Origin of the sequence: Streptomyces sp. NPDC048639 (genome assembly GCF_043199075.1) — a bacterium.
Lineage (GTDB): Bacteria > Actinomycetota > Actinomycetes > Streptomycetales > Streptomycetaceae > Streptomyces.
In genome coordinates this window covers 334,131-348,642 of the sequence record NZ_JBICVP010000005.1, presented here as the reverse complement: position 1 = coordinate 348,642, position 14,512 = coordinate 334,131, and the positions used below count along the sequence as shown (strand labels likewise).

General features: G+C 71.8%; 11 protein-coding genes. 5 read left to right on the top strand and 6 right to left on the bottom strand.

Annotated features, from left to right (window positions below; genetic code table 11):
* The first annotated feature begins 53 nt into the window (after positions 1-53).
* Both ACGFNH_RS16375 and ACGFNH_RS16370 read left to right on the top strand, forming a co-directional pair.
* The gene (locus ACGFNH_RS16375; RefSeq protein WP_393654133.1) at positions 54-1,016 is read left to right on the top strand and encodes an antibiotic biosynthesis monooxygenase; all 963 of its coding nucleotides are present in this window, start codon (positions 54-56) and stop codon (positions 1,014-1,016) included.
* Between the two features lie 208 nt (positions 1,017-1,224).
* Positions 1,225-2,604 (top strand): FAD-binding oxidoreductase, encoded by a 1,380-nt coding sequence (locus tag ACGFNH_RS16370; RefSeq protein ID WP_393654131.1) that lies wholly within the window; start codon positions 1,225-1,227, stop codon positions 2,602-2,604.
* Between the two features lie 144 nt (positions 2,605-2,748).
* Here ACGFNH_RS16370 and egtD read toward each other — a convergent pair whose 3' ends face one another.
* The 5 genes from egtD to ACGFNH_RS16345 all read right to left on the bottom strand — a co-directional run bounded on the left by egtD (position 2,749) and on the right by ACGFNH_RS16345 (position 8,252).
* Entirely contained in the window at positions 2,749-3,720 is a 972-nt protein-coding gene (gene egtD / locus ACGFNH_RS16365; protein ID WP_393654129.1) for an L-histidine N(alpha)-methyltransferase, read from the bottom strand.
* Complete coding sequence (gene egtC, locus ACGFNH_RS16360) at positions 3,717-4,475, bottom strand: ergothioneine biosynthesis protein EgtC (protein WP_393654127.1); 759 nt, start codon at positions 4,473-4,475, stop codon at positions 3,717-3,719. The genes egtD and egtC overlap by 4 nt, the downstream gene beginning before the upstream one ends.
* A 43-nt stretch (positions 4,476-4,518) precedes the next feature.
* The gene (egtB, locus tag ACGFNH_RS16355) at positions 4,519-5,868 is read right to left on the bottom strand and encodes an ergothioneine biosynthesis protein EgtB (protein ID WP_393654125.1); all 1,350 of its coding nucleotides are present in this window, start codon (positions 5,866-5,868) and stop codon (positions 4,519-4,521) included.
* Entirely contained in the window at positions 5,865-7,139 is a 1,275-nt protein-coding gene (gene egtA, locus ACGFNH_RS16350; protein ID WP_393654123.1) for an ergothioneine biosynthesis glutamate--cysteine ligase EgtA, read from the bottom strand. Before egtA ends, egtB begins: the two co-directional genes overlap by 4 nt.
* 171 nt (positions 7,140-7,310) lie before the next feature.
* Positions 7,311-8,252, bottom strand: a complete 942-nt coding sequence (locus ACGFNH_RS16345; protein ID WP_393654121.1) for a LysR family transcriptional regulator — start codon at positions 8,250-8,252, stop codon at positions 7,311-7,313.
* 139 nt (positions 8,253-8,391) lie between these two features.
* Between ACGFNH_RS16345 and ACGFNH_RS16340 the strand changes: the two genes are divergently transcribed.
* From ACGFNH_RS16340 to ACGFNH_RS16330, 3 genes are read left to right on the top strand one after another with little or no spacing between them, the layout of a single operon-like run.
* The gene (locus ACGFNH_RS16340; protein WP_393654119.1) at positions 8,392-9,093 is read left to right on the top strand and encodes a succinate dehydrogenase cytochrome b subunit; all 702 of its coding nucleotides are present in this window, start codon (positions 8,392-8,394) and stop codon (positions 9,091-9,093) included.
* A 1-nt stretch (position 9,094) separates the two neighbouring features.
* Positions 9,095-11,041, top strand: coding sequence for a fumarate reductase/succinate dehydrogenase flavoprotein subunit (locus tag ACGFNH_RS16335; protein ID WP_393654117.1), 1,947 nt, complete (start codon positions 9,095-9,097; stop codon positions 11,039-11,041).
* A complete protein-coding gene (locus ACGFNH_RS16330) occupies positions 11,038-11,787 on the top strand; it encodes a succinate dehydrogenase/fumarate reductase iron-sulfur subunit (protein WP_393654115.1) in 750 nt (249 codons plus the stop codon). Before ACGFNH_RS16335 ends, ACGFNH_RS16330 begins: the two co-directional genes overlap by 4 nt.
* A gap of 111 nt (positions 11,788-11,898) precedes the next feature.
* Here the strand turns inward: ACGFNH_RS16330 and ACGFNH_RS16325 are convergent, their stop codons facing one another.
* Positions 11,899-14,496, bottom strand: a complete 2,598-nt coding sequence (locus tag ACGFNH_RS16325) for an ABC transporter (protein ID WP_393654113.1) — start codon at positions 14,494-14,496, stop codon at positions 11,899-11,901.
* Positions 14,497-14,512 lie beyond the last annotated feature (16 nt).

The following is a 14,512-nucleotide window of genomic DNA, read 5'->3' as shown; positions in this document are numbered from 1 at the left end:
GCCCTCTATGCACCAATTTGCCGCATAAATGCTGACGGCGCTACGCTGGTGGGGTGAATCGGAGCGCACGCGGGGACGGCGCAACGGTCGTGACCTCGCAGAAGGTTCGTCCGGGTCTGGACGACGACTACCAGAGCTGGCAGGAGAAGACGAACCGTATCGTCCGGCGTTTCGACGGCTTCGAGGGCACAGAGCTCTACCCGCCCGGTGCCGGCGCCGAGAACGAGTGGACGGTCGTTTTCCGCTTCTCGCGTCTTGAGCAGCTCACCGCATGGCTGGACTCCGGGGCGCGTCGTGAACTCCTCGACGAGGAACGGCCGTTGCTGGAGGAGGAGCCGACGCAGGAGGTGCTCGCCGGTGGGTCCCGGGCCAAGGAGAGCGGCGTCACCGCGGTGATCTCCCATGACGTGCCGCCCGAGCGTGCGGAGGACTTCCAGCGATGGCAGGAGAAAGTCCTGAAGGCGCAGCAGTCCTTCCCCGGGTTCATGGGGTCGGAGATGTTCCGACCCGTGGCCGGTGTCCAGGACAACTGGGTCGTCGCTTTCCGGTTCGACACCCGGGAGCACCTCGACCGCTGGCTGGACTCCGGTACGCGGGAGAAGCTCCTGGACGAGGGCCGTGGCCTTTTCACGTCCTACGACGTACGCAAGGTCGGCTCGCCGTTCAGCGGATGGTTCCGCTTCGAGGAAGGGACGGAAAAGGGGATTCCGCCCAACTGGAAGCAGGCCATGACCGTTCTGCTGGCCCTGTATCCCACGGTCATGGTCCTGAATCTGACGGTGGGATTCGAGCTCAACAACCTGGGCGTCACCGCCTGGTTCGGACTCTTCATCGGCAATGTCTGCAGTGTGGCGCTGCTGACGTGGGTTCTGATGCCGTTGGTGACCCGGGTGTTCGACCGCTGGCTGGCGCCACGCGGGCAGCCCGGAATCCGCTTCCATATGCTGGGCGCCCTCGTCGTGGTGGCGTGCTACGCGCTGCTGCTCCTCATCTTCGGGCTGACCACCGCCGACTGATGGACGGCCGCCCCGATGCCGCTCCGGTCCGGCGCGGCAGTGAGGTGACCGGACCCCCGACGGTGTCGTCCCGCGATGGTGCCGGGACACGAGTCGCCTTCGCCCCGCGGTGGCGCCGGAACCGCCCTCCCCCCGATCCCGGGCTCACCCACTACCGTGCCCTTGCGCACGCCCTGAGGCGGAGCACCCGGACCGCGAGGAGGCGGACATGAGCGGACGGACATCGGCCCCCGGCATCGAGGGCGAGGTGCTGTGGAGAGGCGATCCCGGCTACGACCGCGCATGGGAGGGGGTGTTGTGGAACCGCGTCAGGCCGCGACGCTACCCGGAAGTCATCGTCAGTGCGGCCTCCGAGAAGGATGTACCGGCCGCGGTGGAGCTGGCCCGCTCCCGCGGCATGCGCATCGCCATGCGCGCGGGCGGGCACAGTTGGTGCGGTTCGCCACTGCGCGACAGCGGGATGCTGCTGGACCTCTCACAGCTCCGCCGTATGGACATCGACACGGCTTCGGCCACCGCGACCGTCCAGCCCGGCGTCATCGGCAGCGAACTCGCCATGGAACTGATGCGCCGTGAACTCGCCTTTCCCGCGGGCCACTGCGCCACCGTCGCGCTCGGCGGCTACCTCCTCAGCGGCGGTCTCGGCTGGAACTCCGGCCTCTGGGGACCCGCCTGCGCGAGCGTCGAGGAGGTCGAGGTGGTGACGGCCGAGGGGGGGACGGTCCGGTGCAACGCCGATGAGCATCCGGACCTGTTCTGGGCCGCGCGTGGCGCCGGACCCGGTTTCTTCGGCGTGGTCACCGCCTTCCGCCTACGGCTGCACCCGCGCCCGTCCTCGGTCATGACCACCCAGTACGTCCTTCCGCTGACCGAGACCGGCGCCGCCGTCCGGTGGGCCGCGGAGGCCGCGCCCCGCCTGCCCCCCAACGTCGAACTCGGCTTCATCCTGGGCACGGCCGACCCCTCGCTCGTGACGGATGGGCCACCGCCCAGGACCGTCACCATCAGCGCCACCGCGTTCTCGGACACGGACCGGAACGCCGCCGAGGCCCTCGCCCCGCTCCGGGACTGCCCGCTCGCCTCTCGCACCCTCTCCCGTCAGATCGCCGAACCGACCCCCCTCGACTCCCTGTACGGGACCGCGAGCGACGCGTGGCCCGCCGGGCACCGCTACGCCGCCGACACCCTCTGGTCCGACGCCGCCTTCGAGACCCTGCTCACGAAGCTCGCCGGTGCCATCGAGGCGGCCCCCACCGACAAGGCACTCGTCCTGGCGCCGGTCGCGCCCGTTGGCCGCAAGCCGGAGCTCACCGCGGACATGGCCTTCTCAGCGCTGGGGGAGAGCTATGTCGTCCCGTTCGCGGTCTGGGACGATCCGGCGGAGGACGAGGCCAACTTCCGCTGGCTCCGCGAGGCGATGCACGCGATCGAACCGCTCGGCACCGGCCACTACATCGCCGAGACCGACCTCACCGCAGACCCGTCCCGCGCCCGCCGGTCGTACGCGCCGGAGGACTGGGACCGGCTGCAGAGGGTGCGCGCCGCGTACGACCCCCAGGGCGTCTTCCACTCGTATCTGACGCCCTGACGCCCTGACGCCCTGCCCTCTCACGCCCTCACGCCCTCACGCCCCCTGGGCCTGACACCTGACGCCCCGGGCCGCGTGGACCCAGCCCGGCCGGGCGCGCCCCGCGCGCCCGGCCGTCCTGCGTGCCGCAGTGCTCCTCGTGCCTCAGCGGCCGTCGGCGGTGGACGCCAGCGACAGGGCGAAGCGGCCCTCCTCATCCGTCCACCAGTGCCGCAACTCCAGTCCCGCCGCGCCGAGTTCGGACTGCACCCGGTACTCGCGGAACTTGGCGGACACCTCCGTCCGCATCTCCTCGCCCTCCGCGAAGGCGACCGCCAGGTCCAGCCCGCGGATCTTGGCTGTCAGCGCCCTGCGCGCGCGCAGCCGCATCTCGATCCATTCGTTCTCCGCGTTCCACCGGGCGACGTGGTCGAAGGCGTCCGGATCGAAGTCGGCGCCCAGTTCGCGGTTCATGACGGTGAGCACATTCTTGTTGAAGGCCGCGGTGACCCCGGCCGAGTCGTCGTAGGCGGCCACCAGGGTGGCCTCGTCCTTGACCAGGTCGGTGCCCAGCAGCAGGAAGTCGCCCGGGGTCATCAGGGAGCTGACGGCGCTGAGGAAGACGGCACGCTCCTCGGGCAGGAGATTGCCGATGGTCCCTCCGAGGAAGGCGATCAGCCGCGGCCCCGGTGTCTCGGGCAGGGCCAGCCCGCTCTGGAAGTCCGACACCAGGGCGTGCACGGTCAGCTCCGGATGCTCGGCGAGCAGGTGCTCACCGGCCTGGGTGAGGGCGGACTCGCTGACGTCCACGGGTACGTACGCCTCCAGGCCCGACAGCGCCTCCAGCAGGTAGCGGGTCTTCTCCGAGGAGCCCGAGCCCAGTTCGACGAGCGTGCGCGCGCCGGTGGCCTGGGCGATGTCGCCGGCGCGACGGGTGAGGATCTCCCGCTCGGCACGGGTCGGGTAGTACTCCGGCAGCCGGGTGATGTCCTCGAACAGGTCGCTGCCGTGGGCGTCGTAGAACCACTTGGGCGGCAACTGCTTGGGGTCGCGGGTGAGCCCGTCCATGACGTCGGACCGCAGAGCGGCGGCGGTGGCGTCGGCGGGCAGGGTGCGGGTGACGGTGAACGGGCTCACGGGCTCGGCTCCTTGAGGGGTGTCAGGAGTACGTCGTTGCGGGTGGCGGTGAGAAGAGTGCGGTCGGGGACCGCGCTCCAGCGGGTGTCGTCGTCGTACGGCTCGGAGGCCACGGTCACGGCGCGCCGTTCGCTGTCCGGGAGATACCACAGGGTGTCGCCCCATACCGTGGCGACGATCGAAGTCCCCTCGGTGAGCAGCAGGTTCAGTCGCGCCCCGGGGGCGGCTTCGGTGACCGAGGCGACGGTGTCCGCCAGAGCCTGGCCGGGCTCGTCGCCGGTCCGCAGCCGGTGCAGGACGAGTGCCCACACGAACGCGGAGTCCGTACGGGCCTCCATGCTCAGCAGGTCGACCGCAGGGAGTGTGGTGGCCAGGGCGGCCATCGACTCCGGCCAGCCGGGGACCGCCCCGTTGTGGCTGAACAGCCAGGGACCGGAGGCGAACGGCGCGGCCGCGGCCTCCCCGTCCGCCCCTGCCCGGGTGGCGTCGCGCACGGCCGCGACCAGGGCGGTGGTGCGTACGACACGGGCGAGGTCGGTGAACGAGCCGTCGGCCCAGACCGGCACGGCCCGGCGGTAGCGGGCGGGTACGGGGTCGTCCCCGGCGTACCAGCCGACGCCGAAGCCGTCGGCGTTGACCGTCCCGTAGCGCTGGTGGCGCGGCGCCCAGGACTGCCGGAACAGGCTGTGCTCGGGCGCGGAAACGATCGCACCGACGGTCGTCTCCGGCCCTACGTAGGCGAGATGACGGCACATCAGGACCAGTCCCTTCGGGCCTCGGCGGAATCCGGCGGAGTCCTCACGCCGACTCCGGACCGGCGTCGCGGGCCGTACGGAAACCGGAGAAGATCTGACGCCGCACCGGCAGATCCCAGTTGCGGAACGTGCCCCGGCACGCCACCGCGTCCACCGCGAAGCTCCCGCCCCGCAGCACCTTGTGCTCGCTGCCGAAGAAGACTTGCGAGTACTCCCGGTACGGGAAGGCCGCGAACCCGGGGTAGGGGAGGAAGTCGCTGGACGTCCACTCCCACACATCGCCCATCAACTGCCGTACACCCAACGGTGACGCGCCCTCCGGGTAGCTGCCGACCGGGGCGGGCTGCAGATGGCGCTGGCCGAGGTTGGCGTGCTCGGGCGCAGGGTCCGCGTCGCCCCACGGGTAGCGCCGGGAGCGGCCGGTGACCGGGTCGTGGCGGGCCGCCTTCTCCCACTCCGTCTCCGTGGGCAGCCGGCGCCCGGCCCAGCGGGCGTACGCGTCGGCCTCGTACCAGCTGACGTGCAGCACCGGCTCGTCGGCCGGTACGGGCTCGGTCGTCCCGAACCGGCGGCGCAGCCAGGTCCCGCCGCCGTCCTGACGCCAGAACAGCGGTGCGGCCAGGCCGTGTTCGCGGATGTACGCCCAGCCCTCCGGCGCCCACCAGCGCGGGTCGTCGTAGCCGCCGTCGTCGATGAAACGCTCGTAGGCGCCGTTGCTGACGGGGACGGTGTCGATGAAGAAGGCGGGCACGTCGCGGTGGTGGGCCGGGCGCTCGTTGTCCAGGGCCCAGGGCTCGGTCGAGGTGCCCATGGTGAACGGGCCGCCGGGGACGAGGGCTTCGGAGGTGAGAGCCGCGCTGCCGGCGGGCGCGCGGGGCGGCGGCGGAGCGCTGAGCGCAGCCGGCCCGCGCCGGAGCTGATGGGTGATGAGCATCGTCTCGTCGTGCTGCTGTTCGTGCTGCGCGATCATCCCGAAGGCGAAACCGGCGTCGAGCAGACGGTTGCCGCCGCCCAGCGCCGTGGTCTCGAGCACGTCGAGCACGCGGTTGCGGACGTCGGCGACATAGGCGCGCGCCTCGGCGGGCGGCAGCAGCGGGAGGGAGGGGCGCTCGACGCGCGGGTGCTCGAAGGCGTCGTAGACCTTGTCGATGTCGGGGCGCAGTGCGTCGCGTCCGCCCACGGCGCGGAGCAGCCACAGCTCCTCCTGGTTCCCGATGTGTGCCAGGTCCCAGACCAGGGGCGACATCAGGGGCGAGTGCTGGGCGGTGAGGTCCGGCTCGTCGACGCAGGTGGTGAGGGTGGCGGTGCGCTCGCGAGCGGTGGCGAGGGCGTCCGCGGCACGCTGCCGAAGCGTTTCCGCATCCCCGATGGGTGCGGGCCCTGTGGCGGTCATGAGGGGTTGTCCTTCCCGGAACGGGGGTCGAGTAGATCGTCGGCGGGACATCGTCCGCGCAGGACGTAGCGGTCGGCGAAGGCGGCGACCGCCTCCTGGAGCGAATCGGAGGCACCGAGCCGGGGCAGCGCCTCCTGTGCCACGGTGAACGCGGCCACCGCGGCGGAGCGCAGTTCCGGATCGGTCAGGGCGTCACGGGCGGCGGTCTCCCACAGCGGATTGCGGGGCGCGGGCCGGAAACCCGCCACCTCGGCCAGGGGTTTGACGGCACGGTAGACGGCCTCGGACGACTCGGGGTCGTCGAAAAGGGCTGCTGTGACCGCCAGCGGGATACGCCATCCGTCGTCGCCGGACTGGGCGTCGATCATGCGCAGTTCCAGATGGCCACGCGGTCTGACCGGCGGAAAGAGTGTGGTGATGTGGTACTCGAGGTCGTCCAGCGTGGGCGGCCGCGGAAGCCCGCCCCGGATCCACTCCCGGAAGCTGAGATCCACGGGAACGGTCCACGGACCGTCCTCGCTGCGCACACACATCACGGGCGCATCGAGCACGTACGCCGCCCAGTCCGCCCTGGGGTTGAACCCCTCGACGGGCGCTTGGCAACGGCCCGGGTCGAGCTGCGCCCATACCGCCTGACGGGTGGAGCGCCAGCCGGTGCGACACCCCTCCCTCGTCGGGGAGTTGGCGAACGCGGCGACCAGCACGGCGCCGAGGAGATGGGCGAGCCGCCAGCGCCGCCCGTAACCGAGCGGGCCCGGCTCCTCGTTGCCCGCGTCCAGGCACACCTGCACGGAGGCGGAGGAGCACATCATGGCGCGGCCCGCGGTACCGCAACGGTCGAAGTACGCCTCCATGGCGGCGTACCGGGGCTGGTCGAGGAGGCGGCGGGGGGAGTGGACCGGTTCGCATCCATGGCCCACGAGGCCGAGGCCGTGGGTGCGCAAAGACGCGCGGACGAGCGCGAGATCGGCCGCGGCGCCCTCGATGCACCCGGTGAGGGAGCCGGCCGGTGGCGGGCTGAGTTCGAGCTGGCCGCCCGGTTCGAAGGTGAGCGGCGAGTCGAGCGTCAGAGCACGCACGTCCGCGACCGCGGCGGCGTGCCGGTCGGGGTCGACGGGAAGGGAGGGATCGCTGAGATCCCGGACGAAAAATTCCAGTTCGACACCGATGCGGCGGGGCGGACCGGTCTTGAAACAGATGCCGTGGATGTGGGCTTGAGCCTCGGCCTGGGTCAGCGCCCTGGCCCGGCTCGCCCGGTCTTCGTGAAGCACGGTCGGATCCTCCCTCGAAGGGACCTCGTGCACCCTGCCGCCCGCCGGCGGGGTGCTCCGTACCACCTAAGCGATCGAGGGACGCGCCCTCAAGTGGGCAGCGTCCCCCTGTCGGAACTCATCAGTCACCGGTCGGAAACGGGTCGCCCGACCGCGCGGCCGGCCATGCCGTCACGCGGGAGCGATCAGTTCCGTTCCTCCTGGAAGCCTGCCCCGGTCCGCGGCCTCCCGCAAATGGACGAGGAGGACCCTTCGCAGCTCGCGGGCCGCCCGCGGCGGGGCCACGTCCGTACGGTGCGCGAGGGCGATGGTGCGCTGCAGGCCGGGCCGGGCGAACGGGGTGGTGCGCAGTCCGGGGGCCGCGCGCTCGGCCACCATGCTCGGCAGGACGGCGATGCCCAGGCCCGCCCGGACGAAGCCCAGCACGGCGTCCATCTCGCCGCCCTCCACCGTGAAGGTCGGCTCGAAACCGGCGGCCCGGCAGGCGGCGACGGTCAGGTCCCTGAGGTCGTAGCCGTGCCGGAACATCACCATCGGCCGGTCACGCAGGTCGGCGGCCCGCACGGGAGCCCCGCCGCCCGGGGGCGGCACGGCCGCCGGGGATACCACCACGAGGTCCTCGCGCAGCAGCTCCGTGGTGGTCAGGGCGGGGGAGGGCCCGGTCAGCGGCAGCACCACCAGCGCGAGGTCCAGGGCGCCCCGGGCCAGGTCGCGTACGAGGTCGTGCGAGCCGCTCTCCTCCAGCTCCAGCCGGATGGCCGGATGCAGGTCGTGGAAGACGCGCAGGACGTCCGGGAGCAGACCCGTGCACAGGCTCGGGGTGGCGCCGAGCCGTACCCGGCCGCTGCGGAGCTGGACGAGCTCCTGCACCTCGTAGCGGGCGGTCTCGGTGTCGGCCAGGATGCGGCGGGCCAGCGGCAGCAGAGCCTCGCCCGCGTCGGTGAGCGCGATGTTCCCCCGGGCGCGGCTGAACAGCTCCGCTCCCAACTCCCGCTCCAGCGCTCTGATCTGCTGTGAAAGCGAGGGCTGTGCGACATGGACGCGCTCGGCGGCCCGGGTGAAGTGGCGGGTTTCGGCCACGGTCACGAAGTAGAGAAGCTGCTGGAACTGCACGCTTCGCACGATAGGGAAGATCTATACAGATCGCCACACTCATAGGGCGGCGTCACCCAGGATGAATAGCCACTGGCTATCGAAATCAGCCCGACCATGTCTTGGACCTGTCGAGACCTGATCCCTAGCGTCTGGAGTCATGGCACTCGCGAGCCGGGCGTCCCGGCCCACCCTCCTCCGCCTGCTCTGGCAGTCGACCGTCGGAAAGAAGGCGGTCATGGCCACCACGGGCGTGGTCATGCTGCTCTACCTGGTCGTTCACATGCTCGGCAATCTCAAGATCTTCTTCGGGGCGGCGGAGTTCAACGCCTACGCGGCCTGGCTGCGGACGGCCGGATCACCTCTGCTGCACGAGAGCTGGTTCCTCTGGATCGCCCGTGCCGCGCTCGGCACCGCGGTCGTCCTCCACGCCGTCGCCGCGTACCAGCTCAGCCGCCGCGACCTCGCCGCCCGCCCGAGCGGATACGTCCACCGCCGCCGGCGCGCGAGCTACGCGACCCGCACCATGCGCTGGGGCGGCGTCATCCTCGGGCTCTTCGTCGTCTGGCACATCCTCGACCTGACGACGCTGACCGTGAACCCGCGGGCGCAGGAGCACCACCCGTACGAGAACGTCGTCGCCTCCTTCTCCACCTGGTACGGCGGTGGCATCTACGTCGTGGCGATGCTCGCGCTGTGCCTGCACATCCACCACGGCTTCTGGAGCGCGGCCCAGACGCTCGGCGCGAACAGCGTGCGCCGCCACCGGGCTCTGAAGGCGACGGCCACGGGGCTGGCGCTGATCCTGACCATCGGTTTCCTGAGCGTTCCGGTCGCGGTGATGACCGGGTTGGTGAGCTGACATGCCCTGCTACGCCTCGTACACCACCGGCGAGCCGCTCGCCGACACCAAGTCCCCTGCCGTCGCCGTCGAAGACCGCTGGGACCAGCGCCGGTTCGAGGCCTCACTGGTCAATCCGGCCAACCGCCGCGGCTACACCGTCATCGTCGTCGGCACCGGCCTGGCGGGCGGGGCCGCGGGTGCCACCCTGGCCGAACAGGGCTACCGCGTCGTGCAGTTCTGCCACCAGGACTCGCCGCGCCGCGCCCACTCCATCGCCGCCCAGGGCGGCATCAACGCCGCCAAGAACTACCGCAACGACGGAGACTCGGTCCGGCGGCTCTTCTACGACACGGTCAAGGGCGGCGACTTCCGCGCCCGCGAGTCGAACGTGCACCGGCTCGCGCAGATCTCGGTCGAGATCATCGACCAGTGCGTGGCGCAGGGCGTGCCGTTCGCCCGCGAGTACGGCGGCCTCCTCGACACCCGTTCCTTCGGAGGCGTCCAGGTCTCGCGCACCTTCTACGCCCGCGGCCAGACCGGTCAGCAACTCCTCCTCGGCGCCTACCAGGCGCTGTCCCGGCAGATCGCCGCCGGCCGGGTCGAGATGCACCCGCGCACCGAGATGCTCGATCTCGTCGTCGTCGACGGGCGGGCCCGCGGCATCGTCGCCCGCGACCTGGTCACCGGCCGCGTCGAGGTCCATCTCGCCGACGCCGTCGTGCTCGGCACCGGCGGCTACGGCAACGTCTTCCACCTCTCCACCAACGCCAAGAACTCCAACGCGACGGCGATCTGGCGGGCGCACCGGCGCGGCGCCCGCTTCGCCAACCCCTGCTTCACCCAGATCCACCCCACCTGCATCCCGCGCTCCGGCGACCACCAGTCGAAGCTGACGCTGATGAGTGAATCCCTGCGCAACGACGGGCGGATCTGGGTCCCGAAGGCCCGTGACGACCGGCGCCCGGCGGCCGGGATCCCCGAGGACGAGCGCGACTACTTCCTGGAACGCCTCTACCCCTCGTTCGGCAATCTCGTACCGCGCGACATCGCCTCCCGTGCGGCCAAGAACGTCTGCGACGAGGGACGCGGCGTCGGCCCCGGCGGGCAGGGTGTGTATCTCGACTTCGCGGACGCCATCGCCCGGCTGGGCCGGGAGGCGGTCGAGGAGAGGTACGGAAATCTCTTCGAGATGTACGGGCGCATCACCGACGAGAACCCGTACGAGGTGCCGATGCGCATCTACCCGGCCGTCCACTACACGATGGGCGGGCTGTGGGTCGACTACGACCTGCAGACCACGATCCCCGGGCTGTTCGCCATCGGTGAGGCCAACTTCTCCGACCACGGCGCCAACCGCCTCGGCGCGTCAGCGCTCATGCAGGGCCTGGCCGACGGCTACTTCGTCCTGCCGCCGATGCTGGGCGACTTCCTCGCCCGGCATCCGCGCACGCCGGTCTCCGAGGAGCACCCCGCCGTCGAGGAGGCGATCGCCGACACCGAGGACCGGCTCCACCTGCTGCTGGCGGTGAACGGCGACCGGACGCCCGAGTCGTTCCACCGCGAACTCGGCGAACTGCTGTGGAACGAGTGCGGCATGGCCCGTACGGACACCGGGCTGCGCAAGGCGCTCGATCGCATCCCCGCGCTGCGCGAGGAGTTCTGGCGGCGCGTCAGGGTCCCGGGCACCGGCGAGCAGCTCAACCAGTCGCTGGAGAAGGCGAACCGGGTCGCCGACTATCTGGAGTTGGCCGAGCTGATGTGCCTCGACGCGCTGCACCGCACCGAGTCCTGCGGGGGTCACTTCCGCGAGGAGAGCCGGACCGACGGCGGCGAGGCGGCGCGCGACGACACGCACTTCTCCTACGTCGCCGCCTGGGAGTTCACCGGCACCGGCGTACCGCCCGTCCTGCACAAGGAAGACCTGGTCTTCGAACACGTCCACCCCACCCAGCGGAGCTACGCATGAGGCTCACCCTGCGCATCTGGCGCCAGACGGGACCGGCCGAGCCCGGTGCCATGACGTCGTACGAGGTCCGGGACATCTCGCCCGACATGTCCTTCCTGGAGATGCTCGATACCCTCAACGAGGACCTCATCGGACGCGGCGAGGAACCGGTCGCCTTCGACCACGACTGCCGCGAGGGCATCTGCGGAGCCTGCGGCATGGTCATCAACGGGCGGGCGCACGGCCCTCAACGTGCCACCACCGCCTGCCAGTTGCACATGAGGAACTTCGAGGACGGCGACACCGTCGACATCGAACCGTGGCGTGCCGCGGCGTTCCCGGTCGTCAAGGACCTCGTCGTCGACCGGTCCGCCTTCGACCGCATCATCGGATCCGGCGGCTGGATCACCGCACCGACGGGCAGCGCCCCCGAGGCGCACTCCACGGCCGTACCGAAGGAAGCGGCCGAGACCGCCTTCGAGCACGCCGAGTGCATCGGATGCGGGGCGTGCGTCGCCGCCTGCCCCAACGGCTCGGCGATGCTCTTCACCTCGGCGAAGGTCGTGCACCTGGCCGCGCTGCCGCAGGGAGCCCCCGAGCGGGAGAGCCGGGTCCTGGACATGGTGGCGGCGATGGACGCGGAGGGCTTCGGCGGCTGCACCAATGCGGGCGAGTGCGCCACGGCCTGCCCGAAGGGCATCCCGCTGCCGAGCATCGCGGCGATGAACCGTGAATGGCTGCGCGCCGCCGCCAAGTCCCGCCGCTGACACAGAAGTTCAGCGGGCCGGGGCCGGGGCCGTCGCGAGCGGGTGCGGACCGCCCCTCCGATCCGCACCCCGGCCCGGCGTCGCTCCGGCCGGCACCCCGGCCCTGTGGGATCAGCCGGACAGCCGGGCCGCGAGATACGGCGCGGTCCGGCTCGCCGGCGTCCGCGCCACGTCCTCCGGCGGCCCCGCGGCCACGATGCGCCCGCCCTCGTCGCCACCGCCCGGACCCAGGTCGATCACCCAGTCCGCCGCGGCCACCACATCCATGTCGTGCTCGACGACCACCACGGAGTGCCCGGCGTCGGCCAGCCCGTGCAACTGCCGCATCAGCACCTCCACATCGGCCGGATGCAGGCCCGTCGTGGGCTCGTCCAGCAGATAGAGGGTGTGGCCGCGCCGGACACGCTGGAGTTCGGTCGCCAGCTTGATGCGCTGGGCCTCGCCGCCCGACAACTCGGTGGCGGGCTGGCCCAGCCGCAGATAGCCCAGGCCGACGTCCCTCAGGGTGCCCAGGCTGCGGGCCGCGGCGGGGACCTCGGCGAAGAACTCCGCCGCGGCGTCCACGGTCAGGTCCAGTACCTCGGCGACGGTCCGGCCTCGGTACCGGATCTCCAGGGTCTCGGGGTTGTAGCGCGCTCCGCCGCATTCGGGGCAGGGCGCGTACGTCCCCGGCAGAAAGAGCAGTTCGATCGCCACGAACCCCTCGCCCTGGCACGTCTCGCACCGCCCGCCGGCCACATTGAACGAGAACCGTCCCGACGTGTAGCCGCGAGCCCGTGCCTCGTCGGTCGCCGCGAAGAGCTTCCGTACGGTGTCGAAGAGCCCGGTGTACGTGGCGAGGTTGGAGCGGGGCGTACGGCCGATGGGCTTCTGGTCCACCTGGACCAGACGGTCGACGGCCTCCAGCCCGTCCACCGCCTTCGGCCCGTCCACCGGCTTCCGCCCGCCGGCTCCCCGCTCGCCCGCGTGGCCGTCCCCGCCCGGGCCGTCCGTGCCTCGGTCGTCCGCGCGTCCGCGGCCCTTGGTGCCGTCCGGCCCCGGCGCGGCCTCCGGTCCCAGGTGCTCGCCGACGACGCCGGCCAGCACCTGCCCGACGAGCGTCGACTTGCCGGACCCCGACACACCCGTGACCGCTGTGAGGACTCCGAGCGGGAACTCCGCGTCGAGGTGGTCCAGGTTGTGCCGCGTCACGCCGTGCAGCCGCAGCAGACCCGAGGGCTCACGGCGGGTCCGCGCGCCCGGACCCGTACGCCGCGCAGTGCCCTCCTCGTCTCCGCCCTCCCTGGCTCCGTCAGCGCCGAACAGGAAGCGGCCCGTCGCCGACTCGGGGACCGCGGCCAGCCCGGCCACCGGGCCGCTGTAGAGCACCTGCCCGCCGCCCTCGCCGGCGTGCGGGCCGACGTCCACCACCCAGTCGGCGCGGCGCGCCACCGCCATGTCGTGCTCCACGACGAAGACCGAGTTCCCGGCGTGCTTGAGCCGTTCCAGCACCACCAGCAGGGCCTCGGTGTCCGCCGGGTGCAGACCCGCCGAGGGCTCGTCCAGCACGTACACCACCCCGAAGAGGCCGGACCTCAACTGTGTGGCCAGCCGCAGCCGTTGGTGCTCGCCCGGGGAGAGCGTCGGCACGGGGCGGTCCAGGCTCAGGTAGCCGAGGCCGAGTTCGGTGATCACGCCGATACGGGAGACCAGGTCGTGGGCCAGTGTCGCGGCCACCCCCGCCGTACCGCCCCGCTGCGCCGTCCCGCCCCGGCCCGGGTCCACCTCCGCCACCGGGCGCAGTGTCCCGGCCAGGGCGCCCAGCGGCAGTGCCGCCAGGTCGGCGATCGTCCGCCCGGCGAAGGTGACCGCCAGCGCCTCGGGGCGCAGCCTGCTGCCTCCGCACGCCGGGCACGGCGCGCTGGTCAGAAAGCGCTCCGCGCGGGCTCGCAGCGTCTGGCTCTTGGAGTCGGCGAAGGTGTGCAGCACATAGCGACGCGCGCTCATGTACGTGCCCTGGTACGGCCGTTGGATCCGCTCCGCGTCCCGCACCGGATGCACCGTCACCACCGGCTGCTCGTCGGTGAACAGGATCCAGTCCCGGTCCTCCTGCGGCAGGTCCCGCCACGGCCGGCCGACGTCGTACCCGAGCGCGTCCAGGATGTCGCGCAGGTTCTTGCCCTGCCACGCACCCGGCCAGCCGGCGATGGCGCCCTCACGGATGCTGAGCCCGGGGTCCGGTACGAGCAGCGCCTCCGACGTCCGGTGGACGCGGCCGATGCCGTGGCATTCCCGGCACGCCCCGGCGGCCGTGTTCGGCGAGAACGCGTCCGAATCCAGGCGTTCCGCCCCCGGCGGGTAGTCGCCCGCGCGTGAGAACAGCATCCGCAGCGTGTTCGACAGCGTCGTCACGGTCCCGACGGAGGAGCGCGAGGTCGGTGCCGCCCGCCGCTGCTCCAGCGAGACCGCGGGCGGCAGCCCGGTGATCTCCGTGACGGAGGGCGCGCCCGCCTGATGGATCAGCCGCCGCGCGTACGGCGCCACGGACTCGAAGTAGCGGCGCTGCGCCTCGGCGTAGATCGTCCCGAAGGCGAGCGAGGACTTGCCCGATCCGGACACCCCTGTGAACACCGCCAGCACGTCGCGCGGGATGTCCACGTCCACCTCGCGCAGATTGTGTTCGCGGGCGCCGCGCACCCGGACGTACGGGTCGTGGGCACTGGGGTTCATCGGCGCGTGTTCTCCG